This window comes from Methanomassiliicoccales archaeon LGM-DZ1 (genome assembly GCA_030168595.1).
GTDB lineage: Archaea > Thermoplasmatota > Thermoplasmata > Methanomassiliicoccales > Methanomethylophilaceae > Methanomethylophilus.
In genome coordinates, this window is sequence record CP115556.1 from 319042 (window position 1) to 341154 (window position 22113).

18 protein-coding genes are annotated in these 22113 nt (G+C 47.7%); 16 read left to right on the forward strand and 2 right to left on the reverse strand.

The features are described 5' to 3' along the window. Positions 1 to 195 precede the first annotated feature (195 nt). From O8W32_01440 to O8W32_01500, 13 genes are all read left to right on the forward strand, one after another. Positions 196 to 585 carry a hypothetical protein gene (locus O8W32_01440; protein ID WII09507.1) on the forward strand — a complete coding sequence of 130 codons (390 nt, stop codon included), beginning with the start codon at positions 196 to 198 and terminating at the stop codon, positions 583 to 585. Continuing rightward, positions 576 to 1736, forward strand: coding sequence for a hypothetical protein (locus tag O8W32_01445; GenBank protein WII09508.1), 1161 nt, complete (start codon positions 576 to 578; stop codon positions 1734 to 1736). Before O8W32_01440 ends, O8W32_01445 begins: the two co-directional genes overlap by 10 nt. Beyond that, entirely contained in the window at positions 1733 to 1882 is a 150-nt protein-coding gene (locus tag O8W32_01450; protein WII09509.1) for a hypothetical protein, read from the forward strand. The genes O8W32_01445 and O8W32_01450 overlap by 4 nt, the downstream gene beginning before the upstream one ends. Next, a complete protein-coding gene (locus O8W32_01455) occupies positions 1879 to 2115 on the forward strand; it encodes a hypothetical protein (protein WII09510.1) in 237 nt (78 codons plus the stop codon). The genes O8W32_01450 and O8W32_01455 overlap by 4 nt, the downstream gene beginning before the upstream one ends. Beyond that, on the forward strand, positions 2112 to 2963 hold the full coding sequence (locus tag O8W32_01460; GenBank protein WII09511.1) for a recombinase family protein: 852 nt from the start codon (positions 2112 to 2114) through the stop codon (positions 2961 to 2963). The genes O8W32_01455 and O8W32_01460 overlap by 4 nt, the downstream gene beginning before the upstream one ends. Then, positions 2956 to 3903: a hypothetical protein gene (locus tag O8W32_01465; GenBank protein ID WII09512.1), complete on the forward strand. Its 948-nt coding sequence runs from the start codon at positions 2956 to 2958 to the stop codon at positions 3901 to 3903. The genes O8W32_01460 and O8W32_01465 overlap by 8 nt, the downstream gene beginning before the upstream one ends. Then, positions 3903 to 4808 (forward strand): hypothetical protein, encoded by a 906-nt coding sequence (locus O8W32_01470; protein ID WII09513.1) that lies wholly within the window; start codon positions 3903 to 3905, stop codon positions 4806 to 4808. Before O8W32_01465 ends, O8W32_01470 begins: the two co-directional genes overlap by 1 nt. Further along, positions 4805 to 5044, forward strand: coding sequence for a hypothetical protein (locus O8W32_01475; protein WII09514.1), 240 nt, complete (start codon positions 4805 to 4807; stop codon positions 5042 to 5044). Before O8W32_01470 ends, O8W32_01475 begins: the two co-directional genes overlap by 4 nt. A gap of 63 nt (positions 5045 to 5107) precedes the next feature. After that, positions 5108 to 5518 carry a hypothetical protein gene (locus tag O8W32_01480; protein ID WII09515.1) on the forward strand — a complete coding sequence of 137 codons (411 nt, stop codon included), beginning with the start codon at positions 5108 to 5110 and terminating at the stop codon, positions 5516 to 5518. Further along, a complete protein-coding gene (locus O8W32_01485; protein ID WII09516.1) occupies positions 5519 to 6049 on the forward strand; it encodes a nitroreductase family protein in 531 nt (176 codons plus the stop codon). Positions 6050 to 6055: 6 nt separating this feature from the next. Continuing rightward, on the forward strand, positions 6056 to 6679 hold the full coding sequence (locus tag O8W32_01490) for an exonuclease domain-containing protein (GenBank protein WII09517.1): 624 nt from the start codon (positions 6056 to 6058) through the stop codon (positions 6677 to 6679). A 56-nt stretch (positions 6680 to 6735) separates the two neighbouring features. Continuing rightward, positions 6736 to 10248 carry a DEAD/DEAH box helicase family protein gene (locus O8W32_01495; protein ID WII09518.1) on the forward strand — a complete coding sequence of 1171 codons (3513 nt, stop codon included), beginning with the start codon at positions 6736 to 6738 and terminating at the stop codon, positions 10246 to 10248. Next, on the forward strand, positions 10248 to 12110 hold the full coding sequence (locus O8W32_01500; protein WII09519.1) for a hypothetical protein: 1863 nt from the start codon (positions 10248 to 10250) through the stop codon (positions 12108 to 12110). Before O8W32_01495 ends, O8W32_01500 begins: the two co-directional genes overlap by 1 nt. A gap of 3 nt (positions 12111 to 12113) precedes the next feature. Here the strand turns inward: O8W32_01500 and O8W32_01505 are convergent, their stop codons facing one another. Both O8W32_01505 and O8W32_01510 read right to left on the reverse strand, forming a co-directional pair. Then, positions 12114 to 13052, reverse strand: coding sequence for a hypothetical protein (locus tag O8W32_01505; protein ID WII09520.1), 939 nt, complete (start codon positions 13050 to 13052; stop codon positions 12114 to 12116). Between the two features lie 361 nt (positions 13053 to 13413). Further along, a complete protein-coding gene (locus O8W32_01510; GenBank protein WII09521.1) occupies positions 13414 to 14535 on the reverse strand; it encodes an IS110 family transposase in 1122 nt (373 codons plus the stop codon). A gap of 488 nt (positions 14536 to 15023) precedes the next feature. Between O8W32_01510 and O8W32_01515 the strand changes: the two genes are divergently transcribed. Genes O8W32_01515 through O8W32_01525 form a run of 3 tightly spaced genes read left to right on the forward strand, consistent with a single transcriptional unit; the run spans position 15024 to position 22111 of the window. After that, a complete protein-coding gene (locus O8W32_01515) occupies positions 15024 to 17753 on the forward strand; it encodes a DEAD/DEAH box helicase family protein (GenBank protein WII09522.1) in 2730 nt (909 codons plus the stop codon). Then, positions 17750 to 19747, forward strand: a complete 1998-nt coding sequence (locus O8W32_01520) for a site-specific DNA-methyltransferase (GenBank protein WII09523.1) — start codon at positions 17750 to 17752, stop codon at positions 19745 to 19747. The genes O8W32_01515 and O8W32_01520 overlap by 4 nt, the downstream gene beginning before the upstream one ends. 15 nt (positions 19748 to 19762) lie before the next feature. Further along, positions 19763 to 22111, forward strand: coding sequence for a UvrD-helicase domain-containing protein (locus O8W32_01525; protein WII09524.1), 2349 nt, complete (start codon positions 19763 to 19765; stop codon positions 22109 to 22111). Positions 22112 to 22113 lie beyond the last annotated feature (2 nt).

Sequence of the window (22113 nt, forward strand, 5' to 3'; positions counted from 1 at the left end):
ATCGCAGGGGGCATCGATGTAGATGTCGTGTAATCCGAAAACCGCATCTTTTTGCCGAAAACGCACCAAATCCGATGAACCGAATGATCTGGCTAGGCTCAGGTTGGTAACAACTTGGGACATCAAAACACACAACGGAAGGGATGCGACCGCTTACGGGACGATCCCGATGCACTGATTATCGAACGCATAGCCATGACGGGAGGCTACGAGAATCCAGTTCAGATCCCTCCTTCGGGCGATGGCGATTTCTGGTTCAGAAGTTACGATCCGAACATCGAATCATTCTATTCCGATAGTGCCGAAAAACTCGTCGGACGCCTGTACCTGAACATCGGTGCGGTGGACCTCGTGAGGATGCACGGATATACCTGGTCCGTGGAACTCGGAGACGAGATCTGCGGCATCGTCCTCACAGGAAAGGATGCACAGATATTGCACAGCATCGAGGGGGTTACCGCACCCTTAATTCAAAGCCGCGCGCGTGAGGATGTGCAAGATTCGGTAACCCCCGGTAACGGGGGCTGCCAAACACTGCACTTTGCCATCTCCGTCCCTCTTCGGAGGTCCTGCCGATGTCGCTGAGACTGACCGAGAAGGACCGCAAGGTCCTGGAGGCTTTCACCGCCAAGAACGGCGTATCGAACGTCCCCATGGCAGGTATCTGGCTGGAAGAGAACAGGAAGTTCTCGATTTCCAGGAGATCGCTGTACAACATCGTCTCCAAACTGGTGAAGATGCAGTACCTCCGCAAACTGCCTGGTGATGTCTCTCCGGCAACGTATGAGCCGGGGGTTATGTGTTATAAGGAAAAGAAAAAGGGCTGTGCAAAAAACGGTGCCAAAAGTACCGTCGTTGCTACCGGCGACACCCCCCTCTACCCCGCGCCTTATCCGTTGGACGGCGTGGTGGTAGCGAAGGAGTGCCCCGATGGGTACGGAGCACTGCACCTCAACGGGAGCATGAGCCTGAACGTTGTCAAAGAGGGAACGCTTGATGATATCCGCATAGGCAACCTCGACGTGGGGAGATGGAAACCCGAACACGGAACGCCCGGTGCGGTGAATCACGGAGGAGAGATCGACATCGACGGGCAGATCATCACCTTCAACTTCCGCAAGGGAACAAACACGGGAAACCTCACCTTTACCCTGTGGCCCGCGAGGATCTTCATCGACCCCGCCAAGTTCCAGACCAGGGACCAATTGGTCGACGTATTCCGCAGGAGGGCCATGAAGGTCTCTTCGATCCTCGCCAGATACGGTTGGATGCTTACGGACCCCAAGTTCGACAGCAATTCGAAGATAGAGCTCGCATTCCCCGATTCTCCCTTGGTTACGATTCTTCCAAACGGACATTCCGATACCGGGTTCTATGCCGACGGTTCCAAAGGGCATCCCGAGGCGGAGCTGGTGATAAACGAGGACAGGGACCTTAAGAGAGCAGACATCGTGAACAACTTCGACAGGTACATCCTGGAAGCCAAGGCGGATGCATCGGAAGCGAAGACGTCCTGTTCGGACGCGCACAGGCGCATAGACTCCCTCCTGGTGCTGGTGGACCGCATCATCGAGGTACAGGACAGGACCTCAGACGCGATACTCAGGAACTCCGAGAACATAGCGAACCTCGTCAAGGCGGATTCGGAACTGACCGCACTGATCCTGTCTCAGCAGACCAGGTCGGTGTATTCCCCGGCAGATGTTCCCGGAAGGAAGCTGGAGGGATACCAATGAACTGCCGCCGCTGCGGGAAGGACGGGAAGTATTGGAACGACACCATCGATCCCGAGACCGAGAGCAAGCACCTGTTCTACCTCTGCAAGGACTGTCAGAAGAAGCTGTTCTCCATGATCGGGGAATTCCTGGAGGCGAGGGAATGACGGATCCGTACGAAGGCCTTGCCACATACTCCGTCGAGCTTGGTGCCTGCGGGACCTGCGGCTACTGCATGGTTGAGGAAGTCGATTACCCCATATTCGTCAGGACCGACGGCAAAGAGTTCCGCATCCCCGAAGGATGCGCACCTCCCGTGATGCTCTGCACGGCCAAGGGCGGGATACGTTCCTGTTCCTGTTCGGAGACCTGCCCCGACTACAGAGGTGGGGAGGAATGACCGAGATCGACTTCCGTGGGAAGAAAGCGGTCATCTATGCCCGCGTATCGACGGATGAACAGACAATGGGTCAATCGCTGGACGTTCAGATAGCATCATGCAGGAGATGGTGCGAATCGAAGGGCGTGGAGGTCGCCAAGGTATTCAACGAGGGGGACCACACCGGTACCACTCTGATGAGACCGATTCTGTCGCAGATGGTCCTGTTCTGCAACGTGGAGAAGATCAACCTCGCGGTTGCTTACGATTCCTCCAGGTTCTCCAGGAACGATGAATTGGATGCTCTCAAGGAGATGATTCCCAAAACCATCCTGGTCTTCGCGGACATGGGGGCCACGTCGGACGACTTTATGGGCGACATGACCACGGCCATCCTCGGCAAACTGAACAAACGCGAGGTGAAGCTCACCCACAAGAAAACATCGGATTCCCTTCAGAGGAAGATGGACGAGGGGTTCCACGTGGCGAGGCCCGCGGCCTTCGCCATAAAGGAAGATCTCCCCAATCTTCCGAAAGGCCTTGTCAGGCTGGAACCCTACGAGGTGTTCGACGACAGGAAGAAGATCATCGTTCAGCGTAAGCCCACGACGATCAAGACCGAGACCGAGCTTTGGTTCATGGCGGCTTCCGGCTATTCCGTGCCGCAGTGTGCGAGGGAGTGGGGAATCAAGGTCACCACCCTCAAGGACTACCTCAGGGGCAGGACCAAAGAGAAGCACCGGTACGAGATCCCGGAACGTCTTACGAGGTACAGGGAGCTGACGGAAAGGGTACGTGACGGAAAGGTATCGGGAATGCTTCCGATTCCCGATGAAAACCCCGACGGAAAGGGTGATTCCGATGAATGACGGAAAGGGAACCGTTTCCGTCGGTTCGGGAACCTTACCGACGGGTGCCTGCCTGTACTGCGGGAAAATCTGCGAGACGAAGAACGGTGCCTGTGCGGAATGCATGGGTTCTCCTACAGTCATATCGGGAAAGTTCCCCACGGCCCTTGCGGAGAGGTTCAGATTGTACAGGGAGGAGAAATCCTACCCGACGTCGAACGCGCTGCTGACGGAGATACTGAACTCCTTCTTCGGGTACGGAAGATCGCAGAGGCCTCTGCCGAAAGATAAGGACGAAGCCTACCTGAGACTGATGGACGATCTTTCCCTCTTCCCCGAATACTCGGATGTAGTCCTGAGGGTGAGGGAGGACTACGAGATGTTCAGGCTGCCGGACGCGGTGAGGAATCTGCTGCCGTCGCTGAAGGACTATCCGAAGGAGTACTCGGAGATCCTTTCTTTGGAAGCGAGGAGACCGTCGGAACTGAAGCTACTGACGGAGATGCCGCAGGATGTCCTGGAGACGCTGAACATATTCTCTTCGTATCCCGAAACCGTCAAATCATCGCTGCAGGTGATTACCGCATACCCCGAACTGGCGGAAAGACTGCTGGGTTATCTGGATAAAGGTTCCCTGACAGGCGAGGTCCCGGATACGGAGCCTGAAGCATCCGAACCGGAACCTCAGGTGATCGAGGTACCGAAGGAACCGCCTACCCCGAAAGAAGAACTGGGATTCGAGCCCCCTTCCGATCTTTCGGAGACTGAACTGAAGGTCCTGCTGCGTGTCAACTCCAAGGGCAACGTCCTTCCGTCCGATCTTGTCAGAGAAGAGAGGTTCAGGAACGCTTCAGCCGCCGCCTCGGTGCTGGTGGACCTGGAGAACAGGGGCCTCCTCGTATCGGAGGTGTCGGAGACGGACTTCAGGCAGACCTCGTTCTCGGTCAGGAGGGATGCCTGATGGATGCGGGTATGCGCATGAGCAAACTCGCCGATGCCGTCGGGAATGTCGGGAACCTTTCGGGTCTCGGCTATGCCGAGACCAGGAAGAGACTCCTGGAAACGGTCACTGCAATCGCACGCGATTCCCTGGAAGCCTACAGGCCGTTCCTGAACGAATCCAGAATCCAGTCGATAGCGGAACCGATGGAGGACGGGAAGAGACTGCCCGCAGGCTACCGCAAGAAGGTGAATCCGATGTTCGTCACCCGCGCACGCTCGTGCAGGGAACTGGGTTCCCCTTTCGAGACTTCGGTGGTGAGATCGGTAAGGGCGATGGAGGAGTATCTTTCCGTGTTCGAGGATTCCAAGACGGACCCTGTACTGCTGGTGAGGAGCGTGGATTCCACCAGGATGGCGGGTATGCTGGAGACGATCCTTTCCAACTACGCCGAAGCGAAGGACGAACTGGATTCGTTCATCAACGGGGAGAAGGACGAGGATCCCGATCGGGAATTCAGGAACATAGCGTCGATATTCAACCACGTGTTCGAGACCGTGTACCGGAAGGTTTCCGATTTCCTCTCGGCGTATCTGGGTATCTTCGACGGTAACGCCGGAAGAGTGTACAATCTGCTGGAGAAGATGCTTGCCGCCGACAGGACGGTCATATCCAACGGATTCAGGTCGGATGTGAGGGCGGTAAGGAACGCGGTATCGCACAGCATCTTCGAGAGGAAAGGGGACGGATACAGACTGCACGACGATCCCGGGAAGTACTCCAGGGAGTTCACGGCGGAGGAGCTTCATATCTTCGCAGTGAGGTGCCTGGAGAAGTCGGCGATCGTGCTGGATATGGTCGTGGCGATGATGTCCATGACGCTGTACCATCTCCTGGTGACGGCATACCGGGGGGCGGAACAATGACCGTTCCGTTACCTTGCAGGAGGATTCCGATTCCGAAGCTCACCGCTTACGAGAAAGAGATGCTGCGGCAGGGACAGTTCGTCTCTCTGACCCAGTTCCTCATGCCCGGCGACATGTTCGTCATAGAATCGGGAGGCGAGAGGTTCGCTACGGTGTGCATATCATCGGAGTGGAGGAAATCGGCCATACGGAGGATAACCCCGGACGAGGTCGTCGCGGTGTTCTGCGGCGAATGACCCTATCTCCGCCGGTTCCCCCGGCGGAGATACTAAAAGACAGTTACCGTATTATGTAACCGAATGGAAGGAACCGAGAAGCTGAGCGAGATTATTTGGATCGCCCCCGAGGATTTCAAGACGGCGATGCTGATCCTGAAGAACGAATGGAAGTTCGAAGGGAAGGAAACATACGCGGAAGCCGAGGAACTCGAAGAGGACGAGATAGATCCCGATGATGACGAGTACTACGAGATGGTGGAGTACTATGAGAAAGAGGACGGGAGCTCAGCCGAGGTGTACTATTCCGATTACGGAAAGAAGGAAGTGTCGGACATAAGGTTCTGGATGACCGTGGATGATGCGGAGAAGCAGAAGTTCATAGCCGCGTTCAAAGAGCTGAATCCGGATTGGATGCCTGACGGGGATGTTCTGAACCTTGAGGATGCTCTGTATTTGGGATTCCTTTACCAGAAGGCCTTGGGAAGGTTTTGAATGAATCTGATGGAGATGGGATTGAGAAGGAGGTCCGTGAGGAGATATGGGCCCACCCCGATCCCGGACGATGTCCTGGACTACATATTGGATTTCGCCCTCACGGCACCGTCGTCCTTCGGACACCGTCCCGTGGAGTTCGTTGTCGTAAGGGATAGGGAGACCATAAGGAAGACGGGGGACTGCAAGAGCCTCGGCGGTTCCCAGATCGTCGGTGCGGATGCCGTCATAGTTGTCATGGCCGACACACACGACAAGAGGATGTCCGAGTTCTGGATAGAGGATGCTTCCATCGCTTCCACCTATATCCTCCTGGCCGCGGAAGAGAAGGGACTCGGTGCGTGCTGGGTCCACATCAGGAACCGTACCGGGAGAAGAGGGACTTCTGATGAGGAGATACGTTCGCTCCTAGGTGTTCCAGAGGGTTACACGGTGCTGAACCTGGTGGCCCTGGGGGAGAAGGGAGAATCCAAGAAGCCCTATACTCCCGAGGACTTCGACAGGTCGAAGATCCATCGCGGGAGATTCTGATCTCCCATGGTCCTAATCATCGATACCGAGACTACGGGTCTTTCCGGTTATCCGAAGGACAGGGTGCTGGAGATAGGGATAGCGGAGCTGAAGGAAGGTTCCGTCAGACCGGTGTATTCGGAGATTATCAGGTACGAGGATATTGTCGAATTTGACAGGAAGTACGTGAACCTGGACGGTTCGGAAGGAATCTGGATCTACAGAAATTCCGACCTGAGGATGGAGGATACCCTGAATGCTTCCAAGGATGTGGAGAGGGTTGCCGCGGAGGTGAGGGAGATCGTCTCCGGGAGAGAGGTAACATCGTATAACGTTCCGTTCGATTTCGGAAAGTTCCTGTACCATGAACCGTGGAACCTGAAGGAGCTGTGTTCCGTTCCCTATGACATCATGGAGCTGGCGACGAAGAGGGTGTACTCCCTGGCGGAGGACGATATGATCCCGGATAAGGTTCTTCAGGAGAGGCTGCTAAGGGAGAGGGAGGAATCCTACTATCCGGAGAAGTGGGTGAGGTCGATCGATGCTTACAGGGCATTGTGTCCCGAGGATCCGATGGGATTGGAGGGGATGAGGCACCGGGCGATTGATGATGCGGTGATGGAAGGGTGGGTACTGAAAACTCTGGTTTGATTATCTCAATTATAACATTGAGAGATTAATATATCGGCCAAGGGTTCTTTCTACGCATGCAGAGCCTCTTAAACAGATTTACATCTCTTGACAATCCGAATAATGTTTTACTGATACCTTTACCGACAGGTGTTGGGAAAACATACAATGTCATGAGTTTCGTTGCTGATTTAATCAATTCAGGAGATGAGAGGAAAGTATTCTATGTGACTCCGCTGAAAAAGAATCTAAAATCGGCAAAGAAGGATCTCGAATCAATGCTGAAGGACAAAGGAAGAGATCCTTCTTCCATTGTCCTCAATATAGATTCGATTACAAATTACATTATTGAAAACTACACAAGGCTCTGCAAAGAATACCGGAATCTCAAAAGCGACATCAGAGATTGTTTTCAAAATCCGGAAGTGTTCGACGATTTCGACAGTAAAATGGAGTGCTTTATCGAATTGAAAGAATCGTCCAAGAAGGGTTACAAAGTCACCGATAAACTGATAGAGAAATTCAAAAAAGATGTTCTAGAGGCAGAAAGAAAGTTCAGGCGTGCATTGCATTCGATGTTACCCCGCGTGGAACCAGAAGAAAAATTACAATGCATCGAAGAAGAGAAATCAAAATGGTACTGGATCCCTCTACTGTATCCTTCAGTCAATACCATAAGGAGACAGGTTTACTTCCTTTCAGTAGACAAATTCATCAGCATACATGATACAATCATTGACAGAGCCTACAAATTTTACGAATCGGCGACACTCAACAATTCGATTGTGATTTTCGATGAATTTGACGCTTGCAAAGAGACGATGCTCAAACGCATAATCTCGGATGGACTTGATAGGATTGATTATCTAGGAATGTTCAAGACTATCCTGCTTGTCCTCCGTGATCGTCAGAACATTTATGTTGAATATTACAGGGATTCTGAGAACACCGTTTCTAGGAAAGGGGAAGGTCACCTCAGAAACAAATTAGAAGAGCTAACGGAAGTCGCGGAGACACTATGTAGAGAATACGATCTCGATTGGTCATTCAAATCCAAGGATCCAGCTCTTGGTAATTACATTTTCCACGACTTCCGCTCGATGACTGTTGGAAAGAGTGGAGAATTTAAGATAAAGGTCGATACTGATCGCAAGGTCCACGACATTCTTTTCGAAAGGAATACCTATCAATCGGATTTCGCAATCACCACGCTCTTCTCCAGATTGTACAGTTTCTTCATGAAGTTCAATGGTTTCATACGTACCCAGGCAGAAAACTATGTAGAAATCAAAAGAGAAGAAGGGAAGACGATACCGCTCGATGCTGCATTGAATACGATGTTGGTACCTTTTAGATTCGACCGGGAGCAGACCGATTATGTGCTTGGAAATATTCGTATGATGGGTAGGACGAAAAGAACCGACGAAACTCGCGGATATGATGCTAGCGTTTACAACACAGGTATAGCGTACTATGATTTCGAAGACGATCTTACTCACGATCTCTCTACGACCGTTTGTTCTACAGCATTCAATGTCACGCCGGAGAAAATCCTTCTGAAGGTATTGGAAAGGAGTGATGTGAAAGTGATTGGCATATCCGCCACAGCGATTCTTGATTCATCTGTTGGAAACTTCCATCTATATTATCTCCGCCACAGAGCAGAATGGATGGAAGAAACAATCAACGAGGATGAATGGAAAAGCCTTAGGGGATTATGTGACAAATCCACATCTGGATATTCGAAAGTCAATCTCCTCCCAGCAATAATCAACGGTGACGATGATGCTTGGTATTCCGAAGATCCGGCCATAGATGCGGTTTTCCATGATGCTTCTGCGTATGCTAGAGTGAAAATGATCCTTATTGGAATAGATGAATTCGCTCGTAATAGGTATCTAAAGTTGGCGAAAGCTTACAAAATTTTCATCCAGAACGACGATATGAAATCCTGTCTGGCATTCTTTTCCAAATCAGCCAAGTGGAAGGAGAAGGAACAATCACCTAACAATCCTTTTTCCATCGAGGATATCGATAAGATTACACGCAATATTGCAGAAGAGCAGGGTAAACCCCTAGAGATAGGTAAATTCGGATTTGAAATTCTGACCGGACTCAACGAATACGAATTCGACAAAAGAATGGATGAGCTGAGAATAAGACTGTACCAGGGGGAGAAGATATTCATCATCACCACTTATGCGACCGTAGGTGCTGGGCAGAATCTGCAATATCCATGCCCTGAAAACGGCGATTTCATCGAAATCAACCAATTCAAACAGAAAGTTTCAACCCCTAAATCTTTCGACATCGAAGATATGATGAAAGCTGCCCCCAAGAAGGACTTCGATGGAATTTATCTAGATGAACCCACAATGATCGCACCTGTAGTAAGAGAGCGGGATGAGGATTCGCTAGTTCGGGCGTTGTTTGTCATAGAATTCCTTATGGAGGGCCATGAGATTTCTGAACGTGAGGCTAGGGATGCCATAAAGAATGCTTTCAAGGCATACATCACTCCGATTGGCTACACAATAAAGACAAAAGACACCAGAAGCGTCAAGATGTCATACGCTAGACAGATCATACAGGCCATCGGGCGTATTTGTCGTACCAATCTAAAGAACCGCAACATCTATCTTCTTGCTGATGCGAATCTGAAGAAGGTGTTCAATGAGTCCATAGATTCGTATGGTAAACTGAGGAATCCGGAATTTGATGCTGTTTATAAGGCGCTAGATAACTACAGCGGAATACGTGTGGATGTAAGGCGTCAGGCAGACGGGACAGATTTGGCATCATCTAGGAGTTATGCTGAGATCCAGAAGTATATCAAGAAGAAATACTGGGATGAACAGCTTGTAGCGGCGTGGAAGGATTTACGTCTGAATGTTCTCAAAGAACCGACCTGTGATGAGATTCCGGGGAACATGTTCTACTACAGTTACTATTGCAATGCGGATTCTCCAGTGGATTGCATCCGTTACGAGGAGAAATACGATTATTTCGAAGTAACCCTGGATGACAACGGCAGCAAAGAAGTATCATCAATGGCTGCACGTTTAGATCGGTTATTGGCTATTCCAGGAGTGAAACAGTGGTTCGAAGAGAACGGATATGCTACTGTCTGGAATCCGAATTACCGCATCATGAGTCCCGTTCTTTTCCACAATATATATCTTGGAGCTCTAGGGGAGGAGTCAGGCAAGGCCATTCTTCAGAATTGGGGAATAAAACTGGAAGAACTCCCGCCAGAGATCTATGAGAGATTCGATTATCGCATCGATAAGGATACGTACGTAGATTTTAAGCACCATGCAGGGATAATGAACTCTTTAGACTACGAATCAGAATTGAATCACATTTGTGACAAGCTGCGTTTCATCAATGAAGTGAACGGAGAAAACAGCGAGAAGAAGGTATACGTTATCAATATCCTAGAAAACGATGGCAAATTCCTACCAATGAAAACTACCGTCAGAGACGGTTTCACAATAATAGAAATACCGTATCTTTACGACAAAAACAATGTCCGGAACAAGGATGCCTACTCCGAATTAATGTCCACATTTTCAAAGAGAGGATACTGATGAGGCTGAACAAAATCGCCGATCCATGTTTTGATTACGGTAAAATCAACGAACGTTTTGCATTCTATCGTTTCGAATGCAAAAGTTATCGCCAGCGTGCGAACATCTGCGATCATCTGAAAGCATATGCCCCAATAATGTCAGTAAGAAATGGAAGTCGCGGTGAAGGATACAGTGTAGACGTGATGGCGAAAAGCGATCCAACAATCGATGAGAATGTGAAATCGATAGGATTGACTGAAGAATCGTCCAAGGAAAACGTATCGCTCAGAACAATGTCTGCAGAGGATTTACCGACATCAGTCTTGTTACAACTATTGGTAGCAGCTCTGAACAAGGATGAATTGGAGAATGGTCCGAGCAATGCATCCGGTAATTTCTACCTCATAATCGACGAGAAACAGGACAAGAAAAGAAGCATAACTTCAGAAATCGTGGCATTGGAGTTTAGGGTGATAGAGCGCGACTATTCTGGTACTGGTACAATGGATTGCTACCTTGCTATGAATGTGAGGACGTTCACTAATTACAAGCTAAAAGATTACATCCGTTTCACCAAAAAGAATCCCGCAGAATCGTATCCGAGGTATGTCAAGGACGGCCCATGTATCAGGAGATTAGTCAAAGGTGATCAGGGAGATTCATTCATACTGCGTCGTATTGGGAATAAGAAATCGAAGGTCCAGTTCTTTTCGTTCCAGGATTATGAGAAGATGTCCAAATCCAAGGTCTGGATTCTTTCTGAGATTCAAGAAGCTTTCAATCTGAAGTATTCTAGGTTAGCTAAGTTGGAGTTTTCAGATGAAACTAGCTCCAAATCGATTAGACCTAATAATACTCAGATGAGGAAAACTTACGAATCTCGTATAAATGACGTCCTGAGAACAAAACCGATCCACATCATCAACACTCTCGGGGATGACGGCAAAGATATCCAGGAAGCAATCATCAATCGTTTCAAGGAACGTGGATTCGATGTAAGAGAAGATAGTACTCAGAGTTTCGATTCTTTCATTGTAAAACTGATTCACAACAAAGAGTACTATTCTAGCGGAGAGATTCACGATCCTCACTCCCCTGCTACATATAGCTCATTACAGCATGTGACTTTAGAGGATTTCAAAAAGTCCAAAGCCGCGATCGATGTCGTCGCTACCAATCTGGCTATCAAATCAGACATCAATGAAGGAAGGATAACGATAGCAGATTGGTCCCTTGGAAATTTGACCTTTTCCTTGAAACTCGATGATAAGGAGGATCTGGATGCGGAATATGTCTCGCTTTCAATCGACTCCAATGGATCATTAAGATTTGACAAGTTCCGGGCTGGGGATTCCACCAATATGCGTCTGGGTTCAGCAATGATGGTAAAGAACGTAATCGGAGCAATATCCAAAGGCAAGGATGTGAATGTCATTCGCGATACAGACATTTTTACCCTTCCAGACATAAAAAGAATCCGTTCACAGATGAAAAAGAACGAATCTAGTGGAATCGGCCTGGGTACAGGAATACGCGATGAAGGCGGCCGCCAAGACTTTCTAGAGGAGATGATCGATATCAACACCTTGACGCTGAACGATTCCCATCTACTGTATGCCGTCGGGTATGTCGGTTCCGGAGTGTCGTCGACTCTTGAAAGGGCAATCAATGTACGTCTAGTCGAAGCTTGGGAAGGTTCAAATCTCTTTTTCAATGATATTCTCGAATTGATGGATGTTTATTTCGTCAAACACAAACAGCTGACGGTTATGCCATATCCTTTCAAGTATCTCAGAGAATGGTGTTATTTGAACGAACTGCTGGATGAAGAGGATGATTCTGAACAAATATCTGAAGAGGATTCAGAAGATGAGGATTGATTTTCAATACTCATCTTCTTTAATCTTTAACTGGGATTTGCGAGATTTATAGATTCCAGGGAGATAATCATCAGATGGGTCTTCTAGCATAGCCATGTTGTTCCAATAGTCCGTAATCATCTTCACATTGAACATCGCTAGATTTGCGGGCACATACCCATCCATCTTGTGCACCTTGCTGAAGACCGTAGCCATTTGTCCTTCGACGGGATTGAAACTTTTCCCGAATACGGAATTGAGTTCGGGGGAGCTCGTATCATAACTGCACTCGATGCCCGTTTTACGGGCATATAATTCTGCTTGAACCAGGACGCGAAATACGCCCATGCCGAATATGTGAACACGGCTGTTCCCGTAATCATGGATTAATGGGAAACCTTTGTTCACGACTTCATAGAATTCGGTTTCATATTTCACAGACTTTGATAGGATGCAGAATCCTCCGAATCCTATGATGTCTTCAGGCGATGCGATATCTAGTATCGCTTTGAGACATCCCATGTACTGAGGAGCGGTCGCACCCTGGCAACTAAGAACTAATTTTCTTCCCTTAAGGCGGTTCCTTTGAGAAACAAGGTATTTTGCGGATTCGATCGTTTCTTCCACATACTCTTTTCCGAGGGATTCGGAGACCCTTTCTTTAAATTGAACTCCGTCTTCGATTTGTTCATCGACCAGACGATCATATGAAACAATGGCTTCTGCCTTGCGACCCACTTTCTTTTCAAAATCCAATTGACGCTGGAGAGCGGCCTGTGGAGTTAACCTGTTCTCGGTTTTTACATCCTGGAATGCCCCGGAATCTAGGATATAACTGACGCGGCTGTGTTTTTTGAGAGAAGCGTTATAATAGGGGTTCAGACAAAGATAGGGTGTAATCGTCTCGGGAGAGTATTCCTTTCCGTTCAGCGTATCGTGGCATTTCGAAACGTAGAACCTCATCAGGATTTCCTCCTCAGAATGATGTCTCCAGTATCTATTATAAATTCGCCCTTATTCCATTCAGGCAGCGCCCGCCAACCACATTATCAGCCCCGTTTTGGTTAAACTTTGCGTAGCTTCCGCTGTGCGACCGCCTTCTGCAGGTGCTGTGCCTCAGCTCTCGTGCGGGCGGGATCTCCGCCGGGCCGCCATCTTATTCACGCCCATCCGCCCCTCCGGGACGGAGGACCTCACCGCGTATCCGGCTGTCCCTCGGCTTTGCGCCATCTTTTGCTTCGGCCTGCCGCTGATGCGGCGGCCAAATGGTGCTCGGCGATTAAGGCCCCGGGATGCCCGCGCTCGGCGCCCGCATATCAGGGGTTCAGTCCGCCGCCGGATCCCCCTCCGCTTCCTCCGCCATCTCGGCGGAGCGTTCCAGGAGCTCCCTGTCGGTGCTGAAGGGCCTGCGGTTCCTCAGCACCGACCAGACCACGGTCACCAGCTTGCGCGCGGCCGCCACCTGGGCCTCCCGGTGGGAGACCCCCCTCGCCCTCAGCCTGTTGTAGAGGGCCGAGACCACCGAGTCCTCGGCGGTGCGGACGTGGACGATCGCCGACTGGCACAGCAGCCTGCGCATCTCTCTGTCGCCGCGGTGCGTGGTCGCGCACCGGTGCGAGGTCTCCGCCGATTCGCGCACCTTCGGCACCAGGCCGAAGTACGCCGCCAGCTGGGCCGACGACCCGAAGCGCTTCACGTCGATGATCATAGAGACCGCGTACGCGGCCGAGACCGCGCCGAACCCCGGGATGCTCATCACCAGGTCGAAGTCGGTGATGTGCCCGAACGTCGCCCGGATCAGCCTGGCCTCCTCGTCGGTGCGGGCCTTTATCGACCTCGCCTCCGACACGAGGAGCCTCAGGCAGGTGTCCCTCGAGTCCCACATCTCCTTCATCGCCTTCTTCGAGAAGATGTCGGAGTAATCCTTGCTCAGCCTGATCCCGTGGAGGAGCATGTGCATCCTGGCCCGGCGCTTGAGGTCCGCCAGGTGCCTCTTCTCCGCGAGGACCGCGCGGCATATCTCGCGCCGCTCCATCCAGACCGGGGACGGCATCTTGCAGACGGCGAACTCGCGCTCGCCGTTCAGCCTCCGCCGCATGTACCCCGCGAGCTCGGCCGCATCGTTGGCGTCGGTCTTCTTCACGGACTTGGTGATCCGGTAGAGGTCCTGGGCCTGCGCCACGACCGTGTCGATCCCGAGGTTGGTCAGGACCCAGTAGGTCTCGTGCGTCTTCGTGGAGTTCTCGATGAGGACATGCGCCTCATGCCCGCGGAGCGCCTCCGCGATCCGCGCTATGTCCTCGGGCTCCGACGGCTGCGTGCCGTGGTCCCTGTTGAAGCGCCTCAGGAACTCCTCCTCGTCTTCGCTCGGCTTCCCCGGGCCCGCATGGACCGCGCAGCATACCGCGGTCTTCTTGTGCAGGTCCATCCCGATCGCTATCCTCAAGCTTTCCTTGCCTCCCTGCCGCAACCTTCCCCGGAGGCCTGCCGAGGCGCCAATCTTTATCTCAGGTCGGCGATATTCCTCTCGGCCTGCGGTTTTTTGTTGCAACTATGAATCAGCAGGTCGCTTTTTGAATGGGGCGGTCTTTTCAGAATAGAATTCGAATACCGTCCCCTTGTCAATATGGTTGATCTCGGCGAAATCTTTGGGGATTGTTATGGTCAATTGCCCGGAATCTTTCCGTTTCTGAACTTTGGTCGTCAATACCATTCTATTCCTTAACTAGTAATAATACTAGTAATTTATATAATCGTCTATTGCTCGCGTAGAACTCGGCAAAGAACGAAACTTATGTCGTCAAAAACGAATAACATCCGTTCATTTATGTATCAGACAACAGTATACGATAACCGGATGCGGCAATGTTCCGGAATATGATTTTGAAATGCTCTGAAGCGTGGCATAAGAGTTCCGACTGTCCTGTCAGTGAAATGATCTCATACATCTCAATGAGGGGTGCGATGAGGGATGCTCAAATTGAAGCAATAAAGATCTATCTTTTTCTGAAAATTGCTTGTAATAATGAGCCTTTGGCTCAATTGTTTCTCGAGGGACGTTTCAACACTCTTGATCTTGAAGAGGAGGAACTCAAAAAGAGCACGAGAGAATACCTTATGGATCATCCCGGCGCTGCTGCCCTGTATGAATATTGTATCACAACCCCGGTTGCAAACGACGATAAATCAAATCTGGAAAAGATATTGAAGATCCTGAAAAATGACCCCGCATCAGTTGATTATCAGAAAGTCTTTACAGACATATTTTACGGAGTTACATACTCTGATTACATCTTTAGCTTACCGATGGGTGCAGGCAAAACCTTCTTGATGGCCGCATTCATTTACCTTGACCTGTATTTTTCCTCACTGGATTCTGAAAACAAGGCATTCGCACAGAATTTCATCGTACTTGCACCTTCTGGGCTGAAGAGTTCTATTATTCCGAGTCTTAAAACAATTAGAAACTTTGACCCTTCATGGATATTGCCGGATAATGTTGCCAGTTCAATACGCAAAGAAATTACATTCGAACCTCTGGAATCAAATTCATCAGCATCGAAATCAAATCGTACGAAAAATCCCAACGCACGCAAGGTGGGATTATACCTAAGGCGCTCGATGAGGGGTGTTGTTTTTGTGACCAACGCTGAGAAGGTCATATTGGATCGCCTCGGAGCAAAAAAAGGGCCATCCCAAAGAACACTGGACGATGAGAAACTAGACGAGATGTCAAACGAATTAAGAAGAATGATTGGATTAATACCTCGCCTATCCATATTCATCGATGAAGTCCACCATGCCTCGGATGATTCCATCAAATTAAGACAGGTTGTCGCAGGCTGGGCCGAACGGGATTCTGTGGTGACAGTGGTTGGTTTCTCTGGAACTCCATACCTTCAAAAAGCGGAGAAGATTCCGATCGCAGCCGGAGTCAACTATTCCAGTACTGAAATCAACAATGTAGTCTATTACTACCCACTAATCCAAGGTATTGGGAATTTCCTCAAGAAACCTTCGGTTACTCAATACGAGAACCGTGAGGCATACACCGAAATCGTTGAAAACGGATTAAGGGAATTCTTTTCAGAATCCAGAGATACTGTTTACAAAAACAACACTTGTTCAAAGATTGCCATTTATTGTAACAGTATCGAAGAATTAGAGAATGATGTTTATGCTTCGGCTTCCAAAATATGCGAGGAAGTTGGGCTCAACCCATCTGAATCCATTTTGAAATATCACGAAGATCACAATGAATACAAATTATCGCCTGACGCAAAAATGGAATTCGAGACGCTTGACACTCCTCAATCCAAAGTACGTGTTGTGCTTCTAGTCCAGATAGGTAAAGAGGGCTGGGATTGCAGAAGCCTAACGGGAGTCATTCTAGCCAAAGAGAATAAGAGTACACGTAACATGGTTCTGCAGACCTGCTGCAGATGCTTGAGGCAAGTGGACAAGTATGATTACGATGAGAAGGCGTACATCTACCTGTGCAAATCAAATGCGGAATTACTTGAGGCTCAACTGAAAGCAGAGCAGCACATCACTCTTAAAGAATTCCAGGAGGGTAAGCAAAAACCAAAGACTGCATTGGATTTCTATAATCGCAAAGTTATCTTGAATCTCCCCCCAATAGACTATTATCAGTTCCTGGTAAAATATAACGTAGTTTCAGAGGACGAACCCGATGTGGATGCAAACCTCCGGTCGATTCCCCTGGAAGATCTGAGAATAGTTAGGCAGGCAATCACCAAGGATTTCGAGAACAAAATCCTAGATCGTTCAGACGAAGATATCGAACGCGGAAAAGAGAATCTTGATGTAGCAACGTTCGAGACATGGATAGGACTAATTTCAAAAGAGAGTTTTGGGTTTGTACCCACAAAACAATTACAAGAACACGCAGAAGAATTGAAGAATATCTATTCCACCATTACCTTTGTAGTTGATGGAATAGCTTACTACAGCTCCAAATTCGAGCAACCAAAGATACGTTCCCTGATTCGCCAGGCATTCTATGCCAAGCGCAGACTCGATATGACATCTGAACTCATCGAAAACACAGGAGAACTGTTGCTTGATGCGTATTTTGAAAAACATAAGGAAGTAACTGATCCGGAATTGCACTACCCGAATCAGGATTTCGTTCACAAAACAATGGAAGATGATTTGAATGGTTTCGAAGGGCGTGATTTGATGAAGCGTCGCTACCACTACATGCCCTACCATTTCGACAGTAATTTCGAAATGAACATTTTGAAACATATTCAAGAGTTGTCCATGATAAAACAGTCTAATCTCGAGGTTTATTACAATGGAAATCGTTTCCTAACGGAATTCCATATCAAGTGTTATGAGAAGATCGGAACTCGTTGGAATTTCGTAGGACAATATACGCCGGACTTCCTTATCGTAGAGCGTAGAGATGATGAAATCTACAAAGCACTCATAATTGAAACCAAAGGTCAGATCTACGCACAGGACAAGAATTTCTTGAAAAGAAAAGAGTTCGTCGAGAATCATTTCTTAATTGAGAATGAAAAACAGTATGGCTATCGCAAATTTGATTACCTCTACATCGAAGATACAATGGCAGAATCCGAACAACATAGCAAGATAATGAAGGCAATCAAACAATTCTTTGAGGTGGAAACATGACTATCAGATACATTCCGTATCAGCCCGAACCAGTTACTGGTCAAGCGGTTCTTTCAAATTTCAATCGCGTGTTAAAATACAAAGGATCCAATGATCTTGAATCCAGAATCGTCAGAGGAATGCCTCTGTATGAAGCAGAATTGATCGAAACCGTTGGAAATCCAGACAGTGGAAACATGGTATTTCGTGGAGATTGTATCTCCACTTGTGCTTATCTGAGGGACAAGGGAATCAAAGTCGATCTGGTTTACATAGATCCTCCATTTGCATCTGGCGCAGATTATGCCAAGAAGGTATTTTTGCGTAAAAATCCTAAGATTGCAGAAGCAATAGAAAAAGCAGAATCAGAATTGGATATGGAGGATTTTAAGCAATTCGAAGAGAAGATGTATGGGGATATCTGGGATAAGGAAAAGTACCTTAGTTGGATGTATGAAAATCTTCTAGCCATTCGCTCCGTAATGTCTGAGAATGCTTCGATTTACGTACATCTTGATTGGCACATCGGCCACTATGTAAAAATTATGCTAGATGAGATTTTTGGCGAAGATTGTTTTAAAAATGAAATAATCTGGAAAAGATCCACTGCTCACAGCGATAATTCTACATTTGGAAACCTTCACGATTCAATATATTATTATGTAAAAGATCCCGAATCATATGTTTTTAATCCACAATATGCTCCATATTCTCAAGAATATATTGATACATACTATCGTCACGAAAACGATGATGGGCGTAGGTTCTTAGATCGGGATTTGTCTGCTAAGGGATTGAAAGGGTCGGGGTATACCTATACTTGGAAAGGAAAAGAAGGGTATTGGAGATGTCCTTACGAAACAATGTTGAAGTATGAACAAGAAGATAGACTATACTATACATCCAATGGAACTCCAAGGTATAAACAGTATTTGGATGAAATGCCAGGCGTCCCTTTACAAGATATATGGGCAGATATCTATGCTGTCAATTCTCAGGCAGAAGAAAGAGTTAGCTATACTACCCAAAAACCCGAATCTCTTTTGGAACGCATCATTAATGCTTCTTCAAATCCCAATATGATGGTAGCTGATTTCTTTGGCGGCAGTGGGGCCTCATCGGTCACAGCGAGCAAATTGAATCGCAAATTCATCCATTCAGATGTGGGCATTAACAGCATTCAGATAACACGTGACCGCTTAAAAAATGTTTCAGCTGATTTTGATATATATGAAATACGCGACGGGATTTCTCTATATCGCAACCCTGTCCAAACTATGGATAAGCTAAAGGCGCTTATACCGGGACTTAAAAATGAGGATTCGCTTGATAAATTTTGGGAAGGTGTCATAAACGATCCGCGGTATGGAGTTGTTCCGGTTTATGTACCCAATTTAATGGATTCCACTACACGTATCTTGGATGAGGTTTTGATGCGTAGAATCCTATACGAGGCCATACCCGAACTCACAGACTTGCCTTCAGTCAAAAGGGTTATCGTTTACTACATCGACGTGTCCGATATGGACAAGATTAACGAAATGATTTCCAAGGACAAGGAACTAAACGTAGAAATTGAATTCCGCGACCTTAAAGACATCCTCGATGACGTATCTTTAGAAGATGAAATGGATTATTCAATCAAAGAAGATCATTCCAAGATCGACGGCGGCTTTGTAATAGACATAAACAAGTTCTATAGTGATGCAGTCATCCGTCGTATCAATTCATTCAATCTTAAATCTGCACAGAATGATAAAAAAGGTAAATTTAAACCCATCACAATCTCCGACAACGGATTAGAATTGATAGAATACATTTCGTTGGATTGCACAAAAGACGATGGTGTTTGGAATTCTGATACCGAAATTAAGATTGAATATACCAGTAAACTTACTGTAGATGGAAAGAAAACAGACAATTACTGGAATGGTAAGATTTGCTCTTATCAGAAACCACTGCGTATTAAGGTACGTAACATCTGCGGTGATGAGACCATATTCAAAATTGAGTGAGTGAAAGGGAACAAAATGGTCAGCTATGATCTCTTCCTGAAATGTGTAACACCAGCTACCGGGCGCGATATAGAATCCAATTCGGATCAAAAGTCTATAGTGTCTTCGCCAGTGAACAGGTCCATAAAAGTAATCGCCGGCCCCGGTAGCGGTAAAACAACAGTCATTGCACTAAGATTGATGAAACTCATCTTTGTTGATGGGATTGACCCTCAGGAAATTGTAGCGACCACATTCACCGTCAAAGCATCTAAGGAGCTCAAATCGAGAATCCTTTCCTGGGGAATAGCGATAAGGAAAGAGATACTGCCACTTCTCACTGGCCTAGGCGATTTCGAGGAACGCGAACGTGTAAAACGTTTGAATTTCGATCAGATAAAAATCGGAACCCTTGATGCTATAGCTCAGGAGACACTCACCGACGAATGCAGGGCAGATCAGGATCCGCCGATCGTAATCCAAGACTTCATTGCTAAGCACTTCATGGTTTCGGAATGGTTCAATCATCACGATATTCAAGGAGGCATAGTTGAAGAATTACTGAAGATTGGATTCAACTCGTTCGGACTCGGTACACCTGACAGACCTGTAGTTGCCGGTGCTGTGAAACACCTTATGGACTTCCATAACAGGATGATGGAGAATGGAATCGACCCGATTCAGATGAAGGGTGACTATCCCAATCTGGCTGCCATTCTTTCAGATTACAATGAAAAGTTGATTGGTAAAAAACTACTGGATTTTCCCGCTCTGGAGCAAAGATTCCTGAGTTTTGTCTCCACATCCGAATCAGATCATTTCTTCGAGAAGATTAAGGTTCTCATGGTGGATGAATATCAGGACACCAACCTTCTTCAAGAAAAGATATACGGGCAGTTTGTAAAACGTATCGTCCAGAAAAACGGGTGCTTTATTGTTGTCGGTGACGATGACCAGTCGATATACAGGTTCCGCGGATCACGCGTACATCTGTTCTCTGAAATCGAACATCGTTTCGAGAAATACGGGGTGAAGATGGAGACGGAATATCTCTCTGTCAACTATCGTTCAACACAGAATATCGTCGAGTTCTGCAATGACTATGTCGGTTTGGACCCGATCTACCAGGAAGTTCGTGCCGGAGACAAACCTGACATGTCCGTGTCTAGGAAGGATGGTGACAATTTTCCCGTATTCGGAATATTCCGTGACAAGCTGAGTGATCTGGCAAAAGACATAGCAGATATCGTCCACCAGTTTTCATACAATGGTTCGTACACCTTTGTGGATGAAGACGGTGAGGAATACGTATTTGAAAAGTCCCCTGGTGGCGGGCCGGGGGATGCCGTTTTATTGATGTCTTCAACAGCCAACAAAACTTATTCCGACAATCCACGTTCACGCTTGCCAGAGTTTCTGGCTAAAGAATTATCAGAACGGTCTCCGCAGATAATACCATTCAATCCTCGTGGGAATAGACTTTGCGACGACCCCGATGTCGTTAAACTCGTGGGCACATTAATTTGGTGCATCGATCCTGGTTATCAATTACTTTCCAAGATAAAGCTCGATAAGAGAGCATCGAAAACGAGAGACTATTGGAAAACCGAATCAGAGTATTACATCAATCACGCTCCAGATTATGCGGGCATACGTTTGAAAGACATCGTTCATTCATGGGCCACGGGAACATCTTATCCTACTCCTGGAAAATGGACTAAAAACAAAGTTACAGTACTGGATATTCTTTACAATCTTTTGCCTTGGTTCTGTAATAACCGCTGCAATGCAGAATCCATGGTATCAACGCAGGCGATATTCAACGCAATCGCATCGGCCGCAATTATAAAGGGTGACGAGCTAGTAATCAAGTTCAACAAAGATAACCACAGGCCTGTGTCGACCACTGTTAATGAGTTTTATCGTTTAGTCGTTCGTCCACTTCTGGAAGATTCGTTGGAGATTGATGAGTCTTTATTTTTCTCGATTTCATCCGATCATCGTTTCAATATTATGACTATTCACCAGGCCAAGGGGTTAGAGTTTCCGATTACTTTTGTCGACGTATGCTCTGATTTTGAACGTAATTACGTTATGCAGCGTCTCAAGAGATTCCCTGATAAATTCGATGACACCTCACTAATCGAACGGGTCATGGCAAAATACTGCCCAGATATCGTAACCGATCGTTCTGAGATTGATATGCAGTTTGATGATTTGACCCGCAAACATTTTGTTGCATTCAGCAGAGCTCAAGACGTATTGATTTTAGTCGGATTATCGCAGTCATTGGTAAACAAGGAATTGAAGAATATCGCCCTTGGTTACACCAGGGACGGCAATTGGGCGTGGAAAGGAATGGACAATTTGAAAATCATGAGGTGAAA

What these genes read in the sequence shown, in the direction of transcription:
- O8W32_01525 (WII09524.1), top strand. Translation starts at nt 19,763, where the DNA reads ATGGTCAGCTATGATCTCTTCCTGAAATGTGTAACACCAGCTACCGGG.
- O8W32_01465 (WII09512.1), top strand. Translation starts at nt 2,956, where the DNA reads ATGAATGACGGAAAGGGAACCGTTTCCGTCGGTTCGGGAACCTTACCG.
- O8W32_01475 (WII09514.1), top strand. Translation starts at nt 4,805, where the DNA reads ATGACCGTTCCGTTACCTTGCAGGAGGATTCCGATTCCGAAGCTCACC.
- O8W32_01500 (WII09519.1), top strand. Translation starts at nt 10,248, where the DNA reads ATGAGGCTGAACAAAATCGCCGATCCATGTTTTGATTACGGTAAAATC.
- O8W32_01495 (WII09518.1), top strand. Translation starts at nt 6,736, where the DNA reads ATGCAGAGCCTCTTAAACAGATTTACATCTCTTGACAATCCGAATAAT.
- O8W32_01450 (WII09509.1), top strand. Translation starts at nt 1,733, where the DNA reads ATGAACTGCCGCCGCTGCGGGAAGGACGGGAAGTATTGGAACGACACC.
- O8W32_01480 (WII09515.1), top strand. Translation starts at nt 5,108, where the DNA reads ATGGAAGGAACCGAGAAGCTGAGCGAGATTATTTGGATCGCCCCCGAG.
- O8W32_01520 (WII09523.1), top strand. Translation starts at nt 17,750, where the DNA reads ATGACTATCAGATACATTCCGTATCAGCCCGAACCAGTTACTGGTCAA.
- O8W32_01445 (WII09508.1), top strand. Translation starts at nt 576, where the DNA reads ATGTCGCTGAGACTGACCGAGAAGGACCGCAAGGTCCTGGAGGCTTTC.
- O8W32_01515 (WII09522.1), top strand. Translation starts at nt 15,024, where the DNA reads ATGATCTCATACATCTCAATGAGGGGTGCGATGAGGGATGCTCAAATT.
- O8W32_01440 (WII09507.1), top strand. Translation starts at nt 196, where the DNA reads ATGACGGGAGGCTACGAGAATCCAGTTCAGATCCCTCCTTCGGGCGAT.
- O8W32_01455 (WII09510.1), top strand. Translation starts at nt 1,879, where the DNA reads ATGACGGATCCGTACGAAGGCCTTGCCACATACTCCGTCGAGCTTGGT.
- O8W32_01460 (WII09511.1), top strand. Translation starts at nt 2,112, where the DNA reads ATGACCGAGATCGACTTCCGTGGGAAGAAAGCGGTCATCTATGCCCGC.
- O8W32_01490 (WII09517.1), top strand. Translation starts at nt 6,056, where the DNA reads ATGGTCCTAATCATCGATACCGAGACTACGGGTCTTTCCGGTTATCCG.
- O8W32_01485 (WII09516.1), top strand. Translation starts at nt 5,519, where the DNA reads ATGAATCTGATGGAGATGGGATTGAGAAGGAGGTCCGTGAGGAGATAT.
- O8W32_01470 (WII09513.1), top strand. Translation starts at nt 3,903, where the DNA reads ATGGATGCGGGTATGCGCATGAGCAAACTCGCCGATGCCGTCGGGAAT.
- O8W32_01505 (WII09520.1), bottom strand. Translation starts at nt 13,052, where the DNA reads ATGAGGTTCTACGTTTCGAAATGCCACGATACGCTGAACGGAAAGGAA.